Raw genomic sequence first — 15,799 nt, 5'->3', positions numbered from 1 at the left:
AAAGTTATTGTGAGTTCAATGCCTAAAACGAAAATACTAATTTAAAAAAGGAAAACTTAATTAATTAAAATTAATTATCAGAAGAATCTACTTCATCTAAAATTTTTTTAGCTTTTTCCAAATTTAGAGCATTTACTTTAAGTTTATAACCTTCAACAAAAGCAGTGCCAATTGAAGTAGCAATATTTTGATCAATAATATAACTCTCAATACCCTGATTAGCTAAAAGTGTTTTTGCTATATGAACCTCATGTATTAAACTAGCTGTTAAAACGGTTACTAATGATTCTGATTTGTTTTCCATAATTTTTTTATTTTAAGTTGAAAAAAATAATTATTAATTTCTACTTAAATGTAACAATTTTAAAATTGAAACCGTTATAAATTTTTATATTTGGCGGTTAAGATTTTGATAAAATGAACAAAAATTTAATAATTACTGCTATAATTGGTGCGTTAACAATTATTCTTGGTGCTTTTGGAGCACATGCATTACAAGAAAATTTAAGTGTAAACGAACTTAAAAGTTTTGAAACGGGTATACGTTATCAAATGTTTCATGTGTTAGCACTTCTTTTTGTAAATACATATAAAGGGTTTAATTCAAGAACAAAAAAGAGTATTAGTTTGTTCTTTTTTAGTGGAATTTTGTTTTTTTCAGGGTCAATTTATGCAATTACCTTGGGAGTAGATGCTAAAAATATTTGGTTTATAACTCCTTTTGGTGGGTTATTATTTATTATTGGTTGGTTAAAAATAGCTTTGTTTTTTAATAAAAATAAGTAGCTTTGTAATGTTAAAACTTTTAAACAATTTTATAGTTAAAAAGTAAACTGTAGCAATTTATATATTGTTTATAATAAATATTTTTTTGAATTATTAAGAAAACGATTTCGTAAAAAAGTTGTAAATAATTTTTTAGTTTAAATATGGGTAAATTAGTTAATGAAAACGTTTTAGTAAATACGCCTTATTTCCTGATATTTATCATATGTTTAACCATCTGAATAGTTGTAAATTTGGTATAGAGGTAATAAATTAAGTGAAAATAATAATAGATTAAAAACTAAAACTAATGGAAATTCTAAGTAAATCAGTAACAAAATCGTTGAATAATCTGGGAATTAAAAATGTTAAAGAAGTATTATATAATCCATCTTATGATGAATTATATAAGGAAGAATTGAGTCCTTCATTAAAAGGATATGAAAGAGGTTATTTAACAGAGCTTGGGGCTGTAAATGTTATGACTGGCAAATTTACAGGGCGTTCACCTAAAGATAAGTTTATTGTAAAAGATGATGTTACAAAAGATACTTTATGGTGGAATTCTCCACAAGCACCAAATGATAATAAGCCAACGACTCAAGCTGTTTGGAATGAACTTAAAGGTTTAGTTGCAGAAGAGTTATCAAATAAAAAATTATATGTAGTTGACGCCTTTTGTGGTGCAAATAAAGATACTCGTTTAAAAGTTCGTTTTATTGTTGAAGTTCCATGGCAAGCACATTTTGTAAAAAATATGTTTATTCGTCCAACGGAAGAAGAGTTAAATAACTTTGGAGAACCTGATTTTGTTGTACTTAATGGTTCTGAAACTTCAAACCCAAATTGGAAAGAACACGGATTAAACTCTGAAAACTTTGTATTATTTAACTTAACTGAAAAAATTCAAATTATTGGAGGTACTTGGTATGGTGGTGAAATGAAAAAAGGGATGTTTGCAATGATGAACTACTACTTACCATTAAGAGGAATAGCAGCTATGCACTGTTCAGCTAACGTAGGTAAAGATGGTGATGTTGCAATATTCTTTGGTTTATCAGGAACTGGTAAAACTACTCTTTCTACTGATGCTACTCGTAAGCTTATTGGTGATGATGAACACGGATGGGATGATGAAGGAATATTTAATTTTGAAGGTGGATGTTATGCAAAAACTATAGACTTAGATAAAGAGGCTGAACCAGAAATTTTTGGAGCAATTAAACGTAACGCTCTTTTAGAAAACGTAACAGTTGATGCAAATGGTAAAATTGACTTTACAGATGGTTCCGTAACTCAAAACACACGTGTTTCTTACCCAATCGACCATATTGAAAATATTGCTGTACCTTCTAAAGCAGGTCACGCTCAAAAAGTAATTTTCTTATCTGCTGATGCATTTGGAACTTTACCTCCAGTTTCTAAATTAACTCCAGAACAAACTAAATACCATTTCTTATCAGGATTTACAGCTAAATTAGCAGGAACTGAGAGGGGTATTACTGAGCCAACTCCAACATTCTCAGCTTGTTTTGGTGCTGCTTTTTTAACTTTACACCCTACAAAATACGGTCAAGAATTAGTAAAAAGAATGGAAGCTAACGGAGCAGAAGCTTACTTAGTAAACACAGGGTGGAATGGAAGTGGAAAACGTATTTCTATTCAAGATACCAGAGGAATTATAAATTCAATTCTTGATGGATCAATTGAAAGAGCAGAAACTAAAAATATCCCAATTTTTAACTTAGAAGTACCAACTTCTTTACCTGGTGTTCATACAGAAATTTTAGATCCAAGAGATACTTATACAGACACTGCTGAATGGACTAAAAAAGCAACTAAATTAGCTGGTTTATTTATCAAAAATTTCGAGAAATATACAGATAACGAAGAGGGTAAAGCTTTAGTAGCAGCCGGACCACAATTATAATAAACAAATTAGATTAGAAATACTAAAAAAGCTCGCCATTGGCGAGCTTTTTTTATGATAAAAAATAAGGTTTAAAACAATCCGTTTATTTGAGCATCAATTTTATCAATTACAAATCCTAAATCTTCAGGATTTGACACAAAGTCTAAATTGTCAACATCAATAATTAAAAGTTTTCCTTTTGTATATTTTGTAATCCAAGCTTCATAGCGTTCGTTAAGTCTACTTAAATAATCTATACTTATAGAATTTTCGTAATCTCTACCTCTCTTGTGTATTTGACCAACTAAGGTTTGTATAGAGGCTCTTAAATAAATTAATAAATCTGGAGGTGTTACTAGGCGCTCCATAAGATCGAAAAGAGAATCATAATTTTGATAATCTCTATTTGGCATTAAACCCATTGCATGTAGATTTGGAGCAAAAATATGGGCATCTTCATAAATAGTTCTATCTTGAATTATGTTTTTGCCACTTTCACGAATTTCTAAAATTTGACGAAACCTACTATTTAAAAAATAGACTTGCAAATTAAAAGACCAACGTTCCATTTCGCCGTAAAAATCATCTAAATATGGATTTTCTTCTACAGATTCGTAATGAGGTTCCCATCTATAATGTTTTGCTAAAAGTTTGGTTAAAGTAGTTTTACCTGCTCCTATATTACCAGCTATGGCTACGTGCATAATTGTTTTTTATATAAAAATTAAAGGGCTAAAGTTACTTAAATTTTTTATGAATAAACAATGCCACTTAAAATTTAGAAAATAGTACTTAAATTAAGTAACAAAAGTAAATTTTAGAAATGAAAATTATAATGGAGTTTAGAAGTGATTTTTAACTAAATAACTATTAATAAATTAATTTGTAACCATAGCCTCTTACATTAATTATTTGAATTGCAGGGTCTTTTTTTAGTTTTTTTCGAAGTTTTGTTATAAAAACGTCCATACTTCTTGCGTTAAAAAAATCATCATCACCCCAAAGTTTTTTTAAAATAAAGGAGCGTTCTAGAACTTGATTTTTATTTTTCGCTAAATAATGCAGTAAATTTGCTTCTCTGTGCGTTAAATTTTCTATATGAGTATTTATTTGAAGCGTTTGTTTTTTTAAATCGAAAATAAATTTACCGAGTTGAATTGGTTCGGTATTGTTTTCATTTTTGTTCCTTTTTAAAAGAGCATTAATTCTAACAATAAGCTCTTCCATACTAAAAGGTTTTTTTAGGTAATCGTTACCACCTAAATTAAAGCCTTTTACCACATCTTCAGTTAAAGATTTGGCCGTTAAGAATATTATCGGAATATCTTGATCCTCTTTTCGTATTTCTTCAGCAAGTGTAAACCCATCTTTTTTTGGCATCATAATATCTAAAACTAACAGCAAAGGGTTTTCAGATTTATATGTTTTATATGCTTTTTCACCGTCTTCGCAAAGAAGTACTTCAAAATTGCGAGTTTCTAAACTCTCTTTAATTATTTGTCCTAAAGAAGGTTCGTCTTCGGCTAATAGTATTTTAATTGGTTTAGGCATCTATAAGTTCAATTTTAAATAGTGTGTTATTTTTTTTATCGTAAATTATATGAATGCTTCCACCGTGTTTTTCAATAATATTTTTGGTGTAATAAAGTCCTATTCCAAAGCCTTTTACATTGTGAGTATTACCTGTTGGTATTCTATAGAATTGCTCAAAGACTTTTTCTTTTTGGGCTTTATGAATCCCGTTTCCATTGTCTTTTATCAAAATAATAATCTTATTTTTTTCTGATAATAATTCGACTGAAATTTTATTACCTCCATATTTTATGGCATTGTCAATAATATTTCCAAGAGCGTTTTCAAAATGGAATGTATCAAGGTTTAAAACTGTATTAGCACATTTATTTTTAAAAGTAATAATTTTTTCAGCGTTTATTAATTTGTATTTTTCAATTACATTTTCAATCAATTCTGCAATATTTGTAGGTTGCTTAGATAAAACTAAATTTTCGTTATTTAGTGAAGCAGTTTCCAATATCTTTTCAACCATTGTATGAAGTTTTTGCACCTGAGAATTTGCAATTTCAATATATTTTTCAGACTTAATTTTATCATCTAAAGCGTTAAAATTTTTCATTGCTTCTAAAGCAGTCGAAATAGTTGCAATAGGTGTTTTAAATTCGTGGGTAATATTGTTTATTAGGTCGTTTTTTACTTCGGCTAGTTGCTTTTGTTTGTAAATAGTTTTTAGCAAATACACTAAACTTGCAATAATACTTAAAGACAATAATAATGAAAGAAATATACTCATAAACGATTTCTGTAGCAATAATTTAGTTTCGTTGGTGAAAAACAGCTGTAAGTTACTTTTATGAGGTAAAAAAGTGGATTTTGATGTTGCTATTAAATGTTTTTTAGGAAAATCTATTAGTTTAAAATCAATTGTTTTTGGAGGTAAACTATCGTTGTTATAATGTCTGCTAAAATATTTATATTTTAAACCGTAGGTAACATCAATATTATTTCTATTAAATTCTTCACTTAAATAGGTGTCTAGTTTTTCTAAATCTAAGGTATCTCTCGATATTGAAATAAATACTTTTGAAATTAAACTATCTATGTTTTTTGGGAAATTTTTATCTCTTGTGAAAAATGGATATTGTCCAAAACTATGATTTTTTAACAATAAAGGCTTACTGCTATCTTTTTGAATTAAGTTCTGTAATGTGCTATCAATTTTTTTTCTAAATCCACGACGCGAATTTGTTTGTACAACAATAGTGTCTATTTTTTTTTCGGAATTTAAAGTGTCGGTCGATGAAAATGTAATAATTCCAGACTTCGTTAAATTGGCAAAATAGGTCTCTACCGAATTGTCTAAACTCAGTTGAACTTTACTAATTAAGTTTTGTTTATTTGTTTGATATTCTTTTAAATTCCAATATATCTGAGCGGCAATTGTAATTAAAATTGTAGCACCAATAAAATAAACTACCCATTTGTAATTTTGTTTATTCATAATTCAAAGTTAAGCACATAAAGTCTATTATCCCAATTGATTAACAGTAGTTAACACTAATTAACGCAAAAATGTATTCAATGAAATTATATTTGTATCTATAAATATTAATATAATAAACAAAACACATGAAATCTTTTCTTTTAAAAAGCACCGCAGTTTTAATACTATTTATAAGTTCAATGGTTTTTGCACAAGATTTTCAAGGTAAGGCGATCTATCAAACAAAGACCACATTGGATATAGATTTGGCAGGTAGTGGAATTCCTGCTGATAGAATTAAAATGATTCAAGAAAGAATGAAAAATCAATTAGAAAAAACATTCGAATTATCATTCGATAAAGTTGCATCAATTTATAAGGAAGAGGCAAAATTAGATCAGTCTGCTGGAGGTAGAGGTGGTATGCGTTTTATGATGATGGGTGGAGGTGCATCGGGAGATTATTACAAAAATACACAAACAAAAACATCTGCAAAAGAAAACGAGTTTAGCGGTAAAAACTTTTTAATTAAGGATGCATTAAAGACTTATGAATGGAAAATGGAACAAGAAACTAAAATGATTGGTCAGAATATGTGTTTTAAAGCAACCACAGTTATTGAAGTTCCTGTGCGACCAGAATTTAGATTTGGAAGAAGAAATGCCGAGCAAAATAATAAAGAAAAAGCTGAAGAAGAAGAGAAAGAAGAAGCTCCTAATATGGAACAAATAATTGTTACTGCGTGGTATGCTTTAGATATTCCTGTAAGTCACGGACCTGGAGATTTTTGGGGATTGCCAGGTTTAATTTTAGAAGTAGCTTATGGAGATACTAATATTTTATGTACTAAAATTGTGATGAATCCAAAGGAAAAAGTTGAAATTAAAGAGCCATCTAAAGGAAAAGAGGTTTCTCAAAAAGAATACGACGAAATTATTGCTGAAAAAATGAAAGAAATGCAAGAGCGTTTTAGAAATGAACGTCAGAAAAGTGGAGGTATACATATTAGAATTAGAGGTTAGGTTTGAGAAAGTCTGAAGTCCGAAGCCAAAAGCCAAAAGCATTTCGTGAAACGTCTTTGCTAGGAGTTTGATAAAACGACGCGGCAATCTCATCTTAAAAAAGCTAATTCCTACATTTTACTAAAAATGATAATTAAAAAAAAGAATTTAAAATGAAAAAGTATATAAGCTTATTTATTATAATAATAGCTCCTTTTCTATTAATTGCACAAAATGTTAAACTAGAAGGAATCATAAAAAACGAAGCTGGTGAACCCTTAGAAATGGCAAATGTTATTGCTTTTAAAAAGGGAACAAAATTTTTGCAATCCTACTCAATTACAGATACTAAAGGAAATTATAAATTAAGTCTAGAGGGAAATGCAGCCTATACACTTAAAGTAAGTTACATTGGTTTTGACACTCAAGATGTTGAAGTTAGTACTGATAATATTTCAGAAAATTTAACAAAAGACATTATTTTAAAAGAATCTAATGAATCATTAAATACTATTGAAATTACCTACGAAATGCCTGTGAAAATAGTTGGAGATACGATTGTTTATAATTCAGATTCGTTTACAACTGGGACAGAAAAAAAATTGGAAGATGTGCTTAAAAAATTACCAGGTATTGAAATTGATGATAATGGAGAAGTAGAGGTAGAAGGTAAGAAAGTTCAAAAAATATTGGTTGAAGGGAAAGCTTTTTTTGATGGTGATTCCAAATTAGCAACTCAAAATATTCCTGCAAGTGCTATTGACAAAGTACAGGTTCTTAAAAATTATAACGAGGTTTCCGGAATGCGCGGTGTTACTAACAATGAAGATAATATTGCGCTAAATATTAAATTAAAGAAAGGAAAAAATAAGTTTTGGTTTGGTGAAGTAAATGCAGGAGTTGGTACTGACGAAAAATACCTTGCAAAACCTAAATTATTTTATTATAGTCCGGAAAAAAGTGTAAATCTTTTAGCAGATTTTAATAATATTGGTGAAGCACCTTTTACAATGCGAGACTATTTTAGGTTTACTGGGGGTTTACGTGGTGCAATGCGGGGAAGTGGTACTAGTTTTAATGTTTCTTCTGGAGGGTTAGGGTTTATGACTGCTCAAAACAATCGAGCGCAGGAAATTACATCAAAATTCGGTGCCTTAAATTTTAGCTTAGCACCAAAAAAGACCTTAGATTTTAATGGTTTTGCAATAGTAAATGATTCAGAAACGAATATGTTTACAGAATCTAATACTGTTTATAATAAATTAAATTTAACTGAGAATTCTTCAAATGCTGCAACCCAAGGGAGTAAATTAGGAATGCTAAAATTTAGCACTACGTATAAGCCAACTACAAATGTGCATATAGATTATGATATTTTTGGAAAAATTTCTGAACAAACCGAATTTCAAGATGTTACTTCAACAAGCAGAAGTGCTGATACTTATAAAGAAGAAAAACCAGTTTCTTTAAATCAAAATTTTAATTTGTATTATACTATAGATGATAAAAATATTTTTGCTGCTGAAATGCAACATTTGTATCAAAAAGACAAACCTTTATACAATTCGAATGCAACAACACAGCCTTTCTTGGTAATTCCTACATCAGAAGCTGAAAGTATTTTTGATATTATTCAAAATAAAAAATTAACAACTAATAAATTTGATGCCAAGTTTGATTATTACTATTTGTTAACTCCAAAAAGCAATATTAATATTTCTTTAGGGACTACTTTTAGTAAGCAGAATTTAAACTCTCATATTTCTCAAAGTTTAGATAACGGAGCTATTTTAGATTTTAATGATCCAGTTTTAAATAACAATGTTGATTATAATTTCTCAGATGTATTTTTAGGATTGCATTACAAAATGGTTTCAGGAATTTTCACCTTTAATCCGGGTGTGAGTTTACATCAATATACTACAAAAGATATACAATTAGGCTTAGAAAATAGAGAGAGTACAACTAAATTATTGCCAGATGTTTATGCTAATTTACAACTAAAATCTTCTGAAAGTTTACGTTTTAATTATGCAATGTCAACGCAATTTACGGATATTGATAATATTTCTGAAGGCTATTTTTTAAACAATTATAAATCACTAACACGTGGAAACAAAGAATTGGAGAGCGCATTATATCATAAATATTCGTTAAGCTATTTTAGTTTTAGTATGTTTTCATTTACCAATATTAATGCTTCAATTAATTATACAAAAAAAGAAAATAGTATAAAAAATAACACTGAATTAATTGGGATTGATAGGATTTCTTATCCTGTAAATTCAAATTTAGCAGATGAAACGTTGTCTGCATTTTTTAGATATGGTAAAACATATAGTAGACTCAAAACAAACTTTTCTGCAAACGTTTTAAGCGCAACTTATAATAATATTGTAAATGATGAATTAATAAAATCAGAATCATTATCACATAATTACCAAGCAAGTATTGCAACAAAATTTAAAAATGCTCCAAATTTTGAAATTGGATACCAAAAGTCGCTTTCAGATTATAGTAGTTCAGATAGTGAAACCGACAGGCCTTTCGCAAATATTGAAGTTAGTTTCTTAAAAAACTTTATTCTAACAGCAGATTATAGTTATTACAATTATAAAAGTACTTTTGAAAACACCAACAGCGAAACCAAAAACAGCTACTCGTTTTTAAATGCAAATTTATATTATCAACAAAAAGATAGTAAATGGGAATTTAAAATTTCTGCTAGTAACTTAACAGACAATACTTTTATGAATACTGATAGTTATAACGAAATTTCAGATAGTAATTCTACCTCATTGTATTTTATTCAACCTCGAGTTTGGATGTTTTCTGTGAAGTATAATTTGTAAGATTTTTAGTATTTTGAAAAAGCTTAATTATTTAGTTATGTTAAAGTAATTACTTAAATTTAACAAAATTAAATTATGGCGATTAAAAGGCACCAATCATTACAAGAGTTTTCTAGAGACCACCATCAAGGGTTATTGCTTTGTTGGAAAATTAAAATTGGACTTTCAAATGGAATAGCTGTTGATCGAATTAAATTGTATGTAAATTGGTTTTATGATAATCATATTTTAGAACATTTTCAGTTAGAAGAAAAATATATGTTTCCAGTTTTAGGAAATAAACATCCGTTAATAACTCGAGCTTTGGAAGAGCATATACTATTAGAGACTCTTTTTAAAGATACTTCTGAAATTGAAAATACTTTGACAGTATTGCATGTAAAATTAAAAGAACACATTCGTTTTGAAGAGCGTATTCTATTTAATGAAATTCAAAATATAGCCACAAAAGAGCAGTTAGAGGATATAGAAAAATTTCATACGAACAATAAATTTGCAGATAATTTTAATGATATTTTTTGGAAATAAATTGAATTTTAAACAACTAAGTGTTTTAAAAAGTTAACAGTGCTTTAATTTTACTGTCATCAACATATTGTTGAAGCACTTTTCTTCCTGGTAAAAAGGACAAATCCATAATAAAATTAAAACCTGCAATTTCAGCGCCACATTTTAAAATAATTTCTGCAGCTGCACCGGCAGTTCCACCAGTTGCTAATAAATCATCGTGGATTAATACTTTATCGCCAGGATTAATTAAGCTTTTTTGAACCTGAATTTCATCTAATCCATATTCTTTTTCAAAGGTTTGGGTTATAATTTCACCTGGAAGCTTTCCCGGTTTTCTCGCTAATATCATTGGTGTTTTAGAAGCTTTTGCTAAATCAAAACCAAATAAAAATCCTCTGGCATCAAAGCATAATATTTTATTAAATAAAAAATCAACATCTTGTTTTGGAAGTAATTCTTGCAAATAATGTGAAGTGATTAAAGCCAACTCTGGTTTGTATAAAATACTTTGTACATCTTTAAAATTAACCCCTTTTTCTGGCCAGTCTGGAAAAGTTTTAATCTCAGCAGTTAAAAGTTTTTGACAATCTTCAATAGTAGTTATAGCATCTAAATTCATTCTTAATATTTGATGGTTAAAAGATGATTCAAAAATACTTAAAATTGTCTGAATTCAATTTCTAATTTCTTTTAAAAATAAAAGAAGCTGTTTTTTTTATATAAACAGCCTCTTTCAATATTTTTGATTGTATCTTATTACATCATTCCCGGCATTCCACCGCCCATTGGAGGCATTCCACCACCAGCAGGTGCATCTTCTTTAATGTCAACTAAAGTACAAGCAGTAGTTAAAATCATACCAGCAACAGAGGCAGCATTTTCAAGTGCAATACGTGTTACTTTTGTAGGATCTATAATTCCAGCTTTTAACATTTTAGTATATTCATCTGTTTTAGCATTATAACCAAAATCTCCTTTTCCTTCCATTACTTTTGCAACAACTACAGATCCTTCTCCACCAGCATTTTCAACAATTTGACGTAGTGGTTCTTCTATGGCTCTGGCTAAAATTTTAATTCCTGTTACTTCATCCAAACTATCTGTAGTAATAGATTTTAATACTTCAATAGTTCTAACTAAAGCAACACCACCACCAGCAACAATTCCTTCTTCAACGGCAGCACGAGTAGCGTGTAACGCATCATCCACTCTGTCTTTCTTCTCTTTCATTTCTACTTCACTTGGAGCTCCAACATACAATACTGCAACACCACCAGCTAATTTTGCTAAACGTTCTTGTAGTTTTTCTTTATCGTAATCGGAAGTTGTAGTTTCTATTTGAGCTTTAATTTGCGCAACTCTAGCTTTAATTAAATCAGCTTCTCCAGCACCGTTAACAATAGTTGTATTGTCTTTGTCAATAGTCACTCTTTCAGCAGTACCTAACATTTCTATTGTTGCTTTTTCAAGCGTTAGACCTCTTTCTTCAGAAATTACAGTAGCACCGGTTAATATGGCAACATCTTCTAACATTGCTTTTCTTCTGTCTCCAAAACCAGGAGCTTTTACCGCAGCAATTTTTAAAGCACCACGTAATTTATTCATAACCAAAGTAGCTAAAGCTTCTCCTTCAACATCTTCAGCAATAACTAATAAAGGTTTCCCACTTTGTGCAACTGGCTCTAAAATTGGTAATAAATCTTTAAGATTTGTTATTTTTTTGTCGAACAATAAAATATATGGATTTTCTAAATCTGTTAACATTTTATCTGCGTTAGTTACAAAGTAAGGCGATAAATAACCTCGGTCAAATTGCATTCCCTCAACAATATCTACATATGTTGTTGTACCTTTTGCTTCTTCAACAGTAATAACACCTTCTTTTCCAACTTTTTCAAAAGCTTGTGCAATTAAATCTCCAATAGTTTCATCATTATTTGCTGAAATAGATGCAACTTGTTTTATTTTATCAGATTTGTTCCCAACTTCTTGAGATTGTTCTTGTAGGTTTTTTACAATAGCTTCAACTGCTTTGTCAATTCCACGTTTTAGGTCTAAAGGATTTGCTCCAGCAGCAACATTTTTTAACCCTTCTTTTACAATAGATTGTGCTAATACAGTTGCAGTTGTAGTTCCATCACCAGCTAAATCGTTGGTTCTTGAAGCTACTTCTTTTACCATTTGAGCTCCCATATTTTCTAGAGGATCTTCTAATTCAATTTCTTTTGCAACAGTTACACCATCTTTAGTAATTGCAGGGCCTCCAAAAGACTTCCCAATTACTACATTTCTACCTTTTGGTCCTAAAGTTACTTTAACAGCATTTGCTAAAGCGTCTACTCCACGTTTTAATCCGTCACGTGCTTCAATATCAAAAATTATATTTTTTGCCATGTTTTATGTTTTTTTGCAAAAAAAACATTTGTAATCTTTTTTGCGAGTTAATTTTATTTAATAATTATATAAGGCTAAATGCGAAAGGCTATATTTAGACAATTGCCAAAATATCACTCTCTCTCATAATTAAATATTCAGTACCTTCTAAGATAAGTTCAGTCCCCGCATATTTACCATACAAAACAGTATCACCAACTTTTACAGTCATTGGTTCGTCTTTTGTGCCATTTCCAACGGCTAAAACTGTTCCTTTTTGTTGTTTTTCTTTTGCTGAATCTGGAATTATAAGTCCAGAAGCGGTAGTTGTTTCGGCTTCAACAGGTTGTAATAAAACTCTATCTGCTAATGGTTTAATTTTAATTTTATTCATTTTATAATTAGTTTAAAAATTATTAATTCTGTGAAACAAATAGTCTAAAAGTGTGCCAATTTTTATTAACTGACAAATGTACTTTTAATAGAAAATATAGATACAAAAAAATGCCAACGTGTCACACACATTGGCATTTTAAAAATATTTTTTAAAAATATTATTGAACGGTATCTCGAGTAGTAGTAGATTCAACTGGTAATGCAGGAGTATCTAGTATTTCACGATTTTCAATAGTATTTTCAATTTCTGAACTTGTATCAACTGCATTTACTTTTGGAGCAGCAAAATTAGATAATAATATAAGTGCTAATAGTACAATTGAAAGTGTCCAAGTACTTTTATCTAAAAAACTTGTTGTGTTTTGCACACCTCCTAAAGATTGTGTTCCACCACCGCCAAATGAAGAAGCCAATCCTCCTCCTTTAGGGTTTTGAACCATAATAATTAATATTAGCAAAAATGCTACTACCATAATCAGAACTAGAAATAATGTATAGGTTGTCATGACTTATTTTTTTGTAAAATTTTAATTGCTTTAATTTGGTCTGCAAAGAAACCACTTTTTTCTGGATATTTCAAACTTAAAATGCGATAGGCTTTTATTGCATTTTCAAATTTTTGTTGTTCAAGATATACTTTTGCTAAAGTCTCGGTCATTAAACTTTCATTTTCTGAGGAGCTTTCAGGTGAAAGGTCCTGATTTACAGTATTTTTACTAACAGGTTTGATTTTTGGTTTGCGCTCTATAAACTTATTTATTAAACTAATTTTATCACCTTTTAAGGTGTCTTTTTTAGTATTTTCCTTTCTAATAATTGGCTTTTGAGAAACTAATTGCATCCATTCATTAAAAGAATGTGGTTCTGAACTTTTAAATTTAAGCGGTTTACCAACTTCTAAAACTTCTAAAGTGGTGTTTTTTGCGGTTTCAACTTTAGGAGTTTTAATTGTTTCTGTAGTTACGGGATTGCTTTTTGGTTTTAAATCCGTAATTATTTTTTTATGAAGTGTTTTTATTGTTTCTGGTTCAATAACATCAATTTCTTCTAAAATAGGAATTTCTATAATTGAAGTTCTTTCAAAATTTTGTGAAGTAATAAAATTAAAAAGAACAGATCTATCAACAGTATAAGCAGCTGTTTTTTTTAGGGCCTGATTGTATTTAAAACTATTGGTATTATTTAATCCTTTTAATTGAATTGCTCTTGCTAATTGAAAATACGGATATTCATTAATAACAGCCTCTAATTGCTCGGTTTTGGCAATATCAATGGTAGTGGTGTTTTGCATTAAGGTTGTAAAATCAGTAGTATTCATAGTATTACCATTTTGCTACTGAAGCATTAAAAATATCTTGAGCAATACGTTCAATAATTTCATCAAAGGCATCATCTAAAGCACTACCAATTAATTGAGCATTTGCATCATAATCGTAATAATGAGAGAAACTTTTTTCAAAATTATCATCTTCATTTTTATTATTGAAAAAACGAACATTTACGGTTATAGTTAGCCTGTTTTGTGCAGCTGTTTGCTGTGCAGTAGCTGTCATAGGGTTTATTTTATAACCTGTAATTTCACCTTCAAATTGCAAATCTCCTCCAGAACTAACGGAAGTTAAATTTGTTTGTGTATCAAATAAATCTCTTAATTGTATTGTAAATACTTGACTTAAAGAAGGTTCTACTAATATTGCTTCGTTTGGAAAATAATCTATTTGAACCGATTTTACGTCTGGATTTATATTTGTTCCAGTAAATGAATAAATTCCACAACTTTGTATTGTTAGTAAGAGAAGTAATAATAAGAAGCTAGTTTTTTTCATTAAGTTGTTTTGTTATTTTATAAATAGCGATTTCAAAGATAATTATATTTAACTATAAATCGTATTGTTTTATTTTACGATACAAAGTTCTTTCTGAAATACCTAATTCTTTTGCTGCCAGTTTTCGTTTACCATTGTTGCGTTCAAGAGATTTTTTTATCAATTCAATTTCTTTGTCTTGAATAGATAAACTTTCATCAGCATCAATAGTTTCAGTAAAAGGATAATCTTCATCTAAATTGTTATAAGCTTCATTAATTCTAACAACTTCAACTAGATTTTCTTCGTGTTCTTTAGAAGATTTTTCTTTATAAATTTTTTGAATAAGTTTTTTGTTTTCTTCTTGAACTTTACCAGTGTCATTTCCTTTTAATAAATCGAGTGTTAATTTTTTTAAATCGTTGATATCATTACGCATATCAAACAAGATTTTATACATTATTTCTCGTTCAGAGGCAAAATCACTTTTAGATTTTTCATCGTTTATTACAGAAGGTAAATTAGTTCCTTTACTCGGTAAATATTCTAAAATTTTTTGAGCAGAAATAAGCCTATTTTCTTCTACAACAGATATCTGTTCTGCAATATTTTTTAATTGTCTAATATTACCTGGAAAGCCATAATTATTTAAAACCTTTACAGCCTCATCTGTTAATCTAACGGTTGGCATTTTATATTTTTGAGCAAAGTCTGAAGCAAATTTTCTAAATAATAAATGAATATCTCCAAGGCGGTCACGAAGCGGTGGAAGATTAATTTCAATAGTACTTAATCTATAATATAAGTCTTCTCTAAATTTACCTTTAGAAATTGCGTCGTGCATTTTTAAATTTGTTGCAGCTACAATACGTACATTTGTTTTTTGAACTTGCGAAGAACCAACTTTTATAAATTCACCATTTTCTAAAACACGTAATAACCTCACTTGTGTAGTTAGCGGTAATTCTCCAACTTCATCTAAAAAAATAGTACCTCCATCTGCAACTTCAAAATAACCTTTACGTGCAGCTGTTGCTCCAGTAAAAGCTCCTTTTTCATGTCCGAAAAGTTCACTGTCTATGGTTCCTTCTGGAATTGCACCACAGTTTACAGCAATATATTTTGCGTGTTTTCTATGCGATAAAGCGTGAATAATTTTCGGTATATTTTCTTTACCTACACCACTT

At 29.3% G+C, this 15,799-nt stretch carries 16 protein-coding genes; 5 read left to right on the top strand and 11 right to left on the bottom strand.

Annotated elements, in window-relative coordinates; genetic code table 11:
* Nucleotides 1-70: 70 nt before the first annotated feature.
* The gene (locus IEW75_RS07530; protein WP_134248717.1) at nucleotides 71-304 is read right to left on the bottom strand and encodes a putative signal transducing protein; all 234 of its coding nucleotides are present in this window, start codon (nucleotides 302-304) and stop codon (nucleotides 71-73) included.
* A gap of 113 nt (nucleotides 305-417) precedes the next feature.
* Here IEW75_RS07530 and IEW75_RS07525 point away from each other — a divergent pair, with 113 nt between their 5' ends.
* Both IEW75_RS07525 and pckA read left to right on the top strand, forming a co-directional pair.
* Nucleotides 418-786 (top strand): DUF423 domain-containing protein, encoded by a 369-nt coding sequence (locus IEW75_RS07525; RefSeq protein ID WP_134248718.1) that lies wholly within the window; start codon nucleotides 418-420, stop codon nucleotides 784-786.
* A 289-nt stretch (nucleotides 787-1,075) separates the two neighbouring features.
* Nucleotides 1,076-2,695, top strand: a complete 1,620-nt coding sequence (pckA, locus tag IEW75_RS07520; protein WP_134248719.1) for a phosphoenolpyruvate carboxykinase (ATP) — start codon at nucleotides 1,076-1,078, stop codon at nucleotides 2,693-2,695.
* Between the two features lie 71 nt (nucleotides 2,696-2,766).
* Here the strand turns inward: pckA and IEW75_RS07515 are convergent, their stop codons facing one another.
* The 3 genes from IEW75_RS07515 to IEW75_RS07505 form a co-directional block, all read right to left on the bottom strand.
* Nucleotides 2,767-3,381, bottom strand: a complete 615-nt coding sequence (locus tag IEW75_RS07515) for a deoxynucleoside kinase (protein WP_134248720.1) — start codon at nucleotides 3,379-3,381, stop codon at nucleotides 2,767-2,769.
* A gap of 166 nt (nucleotides 3,382-3,547) precedes the next feature.
* Entirely contained in the window at nucleotides 3,548-4,228 is a 681-nt protein-coding gene (locus tag IEW75_RS07510; protein WP_134248721.1) for a response regulator transcription factor, read from the bottom strand.
* Nucleotides 4,221-5,693: a sensor histidine kinase gene (locus IEW75_RS07505; RefSeq protein WP_134248722.1), complete on the bottom strand. Its 1,473-nt coding sequence runs from the start codon at nucleotides 5,691-5,693 to the stop codon at nucleotides 4,221-4,223. The genes IEW75_RS07510 and IEW75_RS07505 overlap by 8 nt, the downstream gene beginning before the upstream one ends.
* 128 nt (nucleotides 5,694-5,821) lie before the next feature.
* On the opposite strand from IEW75_RS07505, the gene IEW75_RS07500 reads away from it, so the two are divergent.
* The 3 genes from IEW75_RS07500 (at nucleotide 5,822) to IEW75_RS07490 (ending at nucleotide 10,056) form a co-directional block, all read left to right on the top strand.
* On the top strand, nucleotides 5,822-6,697 hold the full coding sequence (locus tag IEW75_RS07500; protein WP_134248723.1) for a GLPGLI family protein: 876 nt from the start codon (nucleotides 5,822-5,824) through the stop codon (nucleotides 6,695-6,697).
* A gap of 152 nt (nucleotides 6,698-6,849) precedes the next feature.
* On the top strand, nucleotides 6,850-9,528 hold the full coding sequence (locus IEW75_RS07495; RefSeq protein WP_134248724.1) for a TonB-dependent receptor: 2,679 nt from the start codon (nucleotides 6,850-6,852) through the stop codon (nucleotides 9,526-9,528).
* A 75-nt stretch (nucleotides 9,529-9,603) separates the two neighbouring features.
* Nucleotides 9,604-10,056, top strand: a complete 453-nt coding sequence (locus tag IEW75_RS07490) for a hemerythrin domain-containing protein (protein ID WP_134248725.1) — start codon at nucleotides 9,604-9,606, stop codon at nucleotides 10,054-10,056.
* Between the two features lie 25 nt (nucleotides 10,057-10,081).
* Here the strand turns inward: IEW75_RS07490 and IEW75_RS07485 are convergent, their stop codons facing one another.
* The 7 genes from IEW75_RS07485 to IEW75_RS07455 form a co-directional block, all read right to left on the bottom strand.
* Entirely contained in the window at nucleotides 10,082-10,657 is a 576-nt protein-coding gene (locus IEW75_RS07485) for an adenine phosphoribosyltransferase (RefSeq protein WP_134248726.1), read from the bottom strand.
* Nucleotides 10,658-10,794: 137 nt separating this feature from the next.
* On the bottom strand, nucleotides 10,795-12,432 hold the full coding sequence (gene groL / locus IEW75_RS07480; RefSeq protein ID WP_134248727.1) for a chaperonin GroEL: 1,638 nt from the start codon (nucleotides 12,430-12,432) through the stop codon (nucleotides 10,795-10,797).
* 94 nt (nucleotides 12,433-12,526) lie between these two features.
* On the bottom strand, nucleotides 12,527-12,805 hold the full coding sequence (locus IEW75_RS07475; protein WP_134248728.1) for a co-chaperone GroES: 279 nt from the start codon (nucleotides 12,803-12,805) through the stop codon (nucleotides 12,527-12,529).
* Nucleotides 12,806-12,965: 160 nt separating this feature from the next.
* Entirely contained in the window at nucleotides 12,966-13,313 is a 348-nt protein-coding gene (gene secG, locus IEW75_RS07470; RefSeq protein ID WP_134248729.1) for a preprotein translocase subunit SecG, read from the bottom strand.
* Complete coding sequence (locus IEW75_RS07465) at nucleotides 13,310-14,125, bottom strand: DUF8458 domain-containing protein (RefSeq protein WP_134248730.1); 816 nt, start codon at nucleotides 14,123-14,125, stop codon at nucleotides 13,310-13,312. The genes secG and IEW75_RS07465 overlap by 4 nt, the downstream gene beginning before the upstream one ends.
* A 4-nt stretch (nucleotides 14,126-14,129) precedes the next feature.
* Nucleotides 14,130-14,633, bottom strand: a complete 504-nt coding sequence (locus IEW75_RS07460) for an LptE family protein (protein ID WP_134248731.1) — start codon at nucleotides 14,631-14,633, stop codon at nucleotides 14,130-14,132.
* A 52-nt stretch (nucleotides 14,634-14,685) separates the two neighbouring features.
* Nucleotides 14,686-15,799, bottom strand: a 1,114-nt coding sequence (locus IEW75_RS07455; protein WP_188703996.1) for a sigma 54-interacting transcriptional regulator, incomplete at its 5' end; no start/stop codon positions are given.

The organism is Lutibacter litoralis (assembly GCF_014646675.1).
GTDB lineage: Bacteria > Bacteroidota > Bacteroidia > Flavobacteriales > Flavobacteriaceae > Lutibacter > Lutibacter litoralis.
The sequence above is the reverse complement of the archived record's forward strand: the minus strand, read 5'-3'. Positions and strand labels throughout refer to the sequence as shown.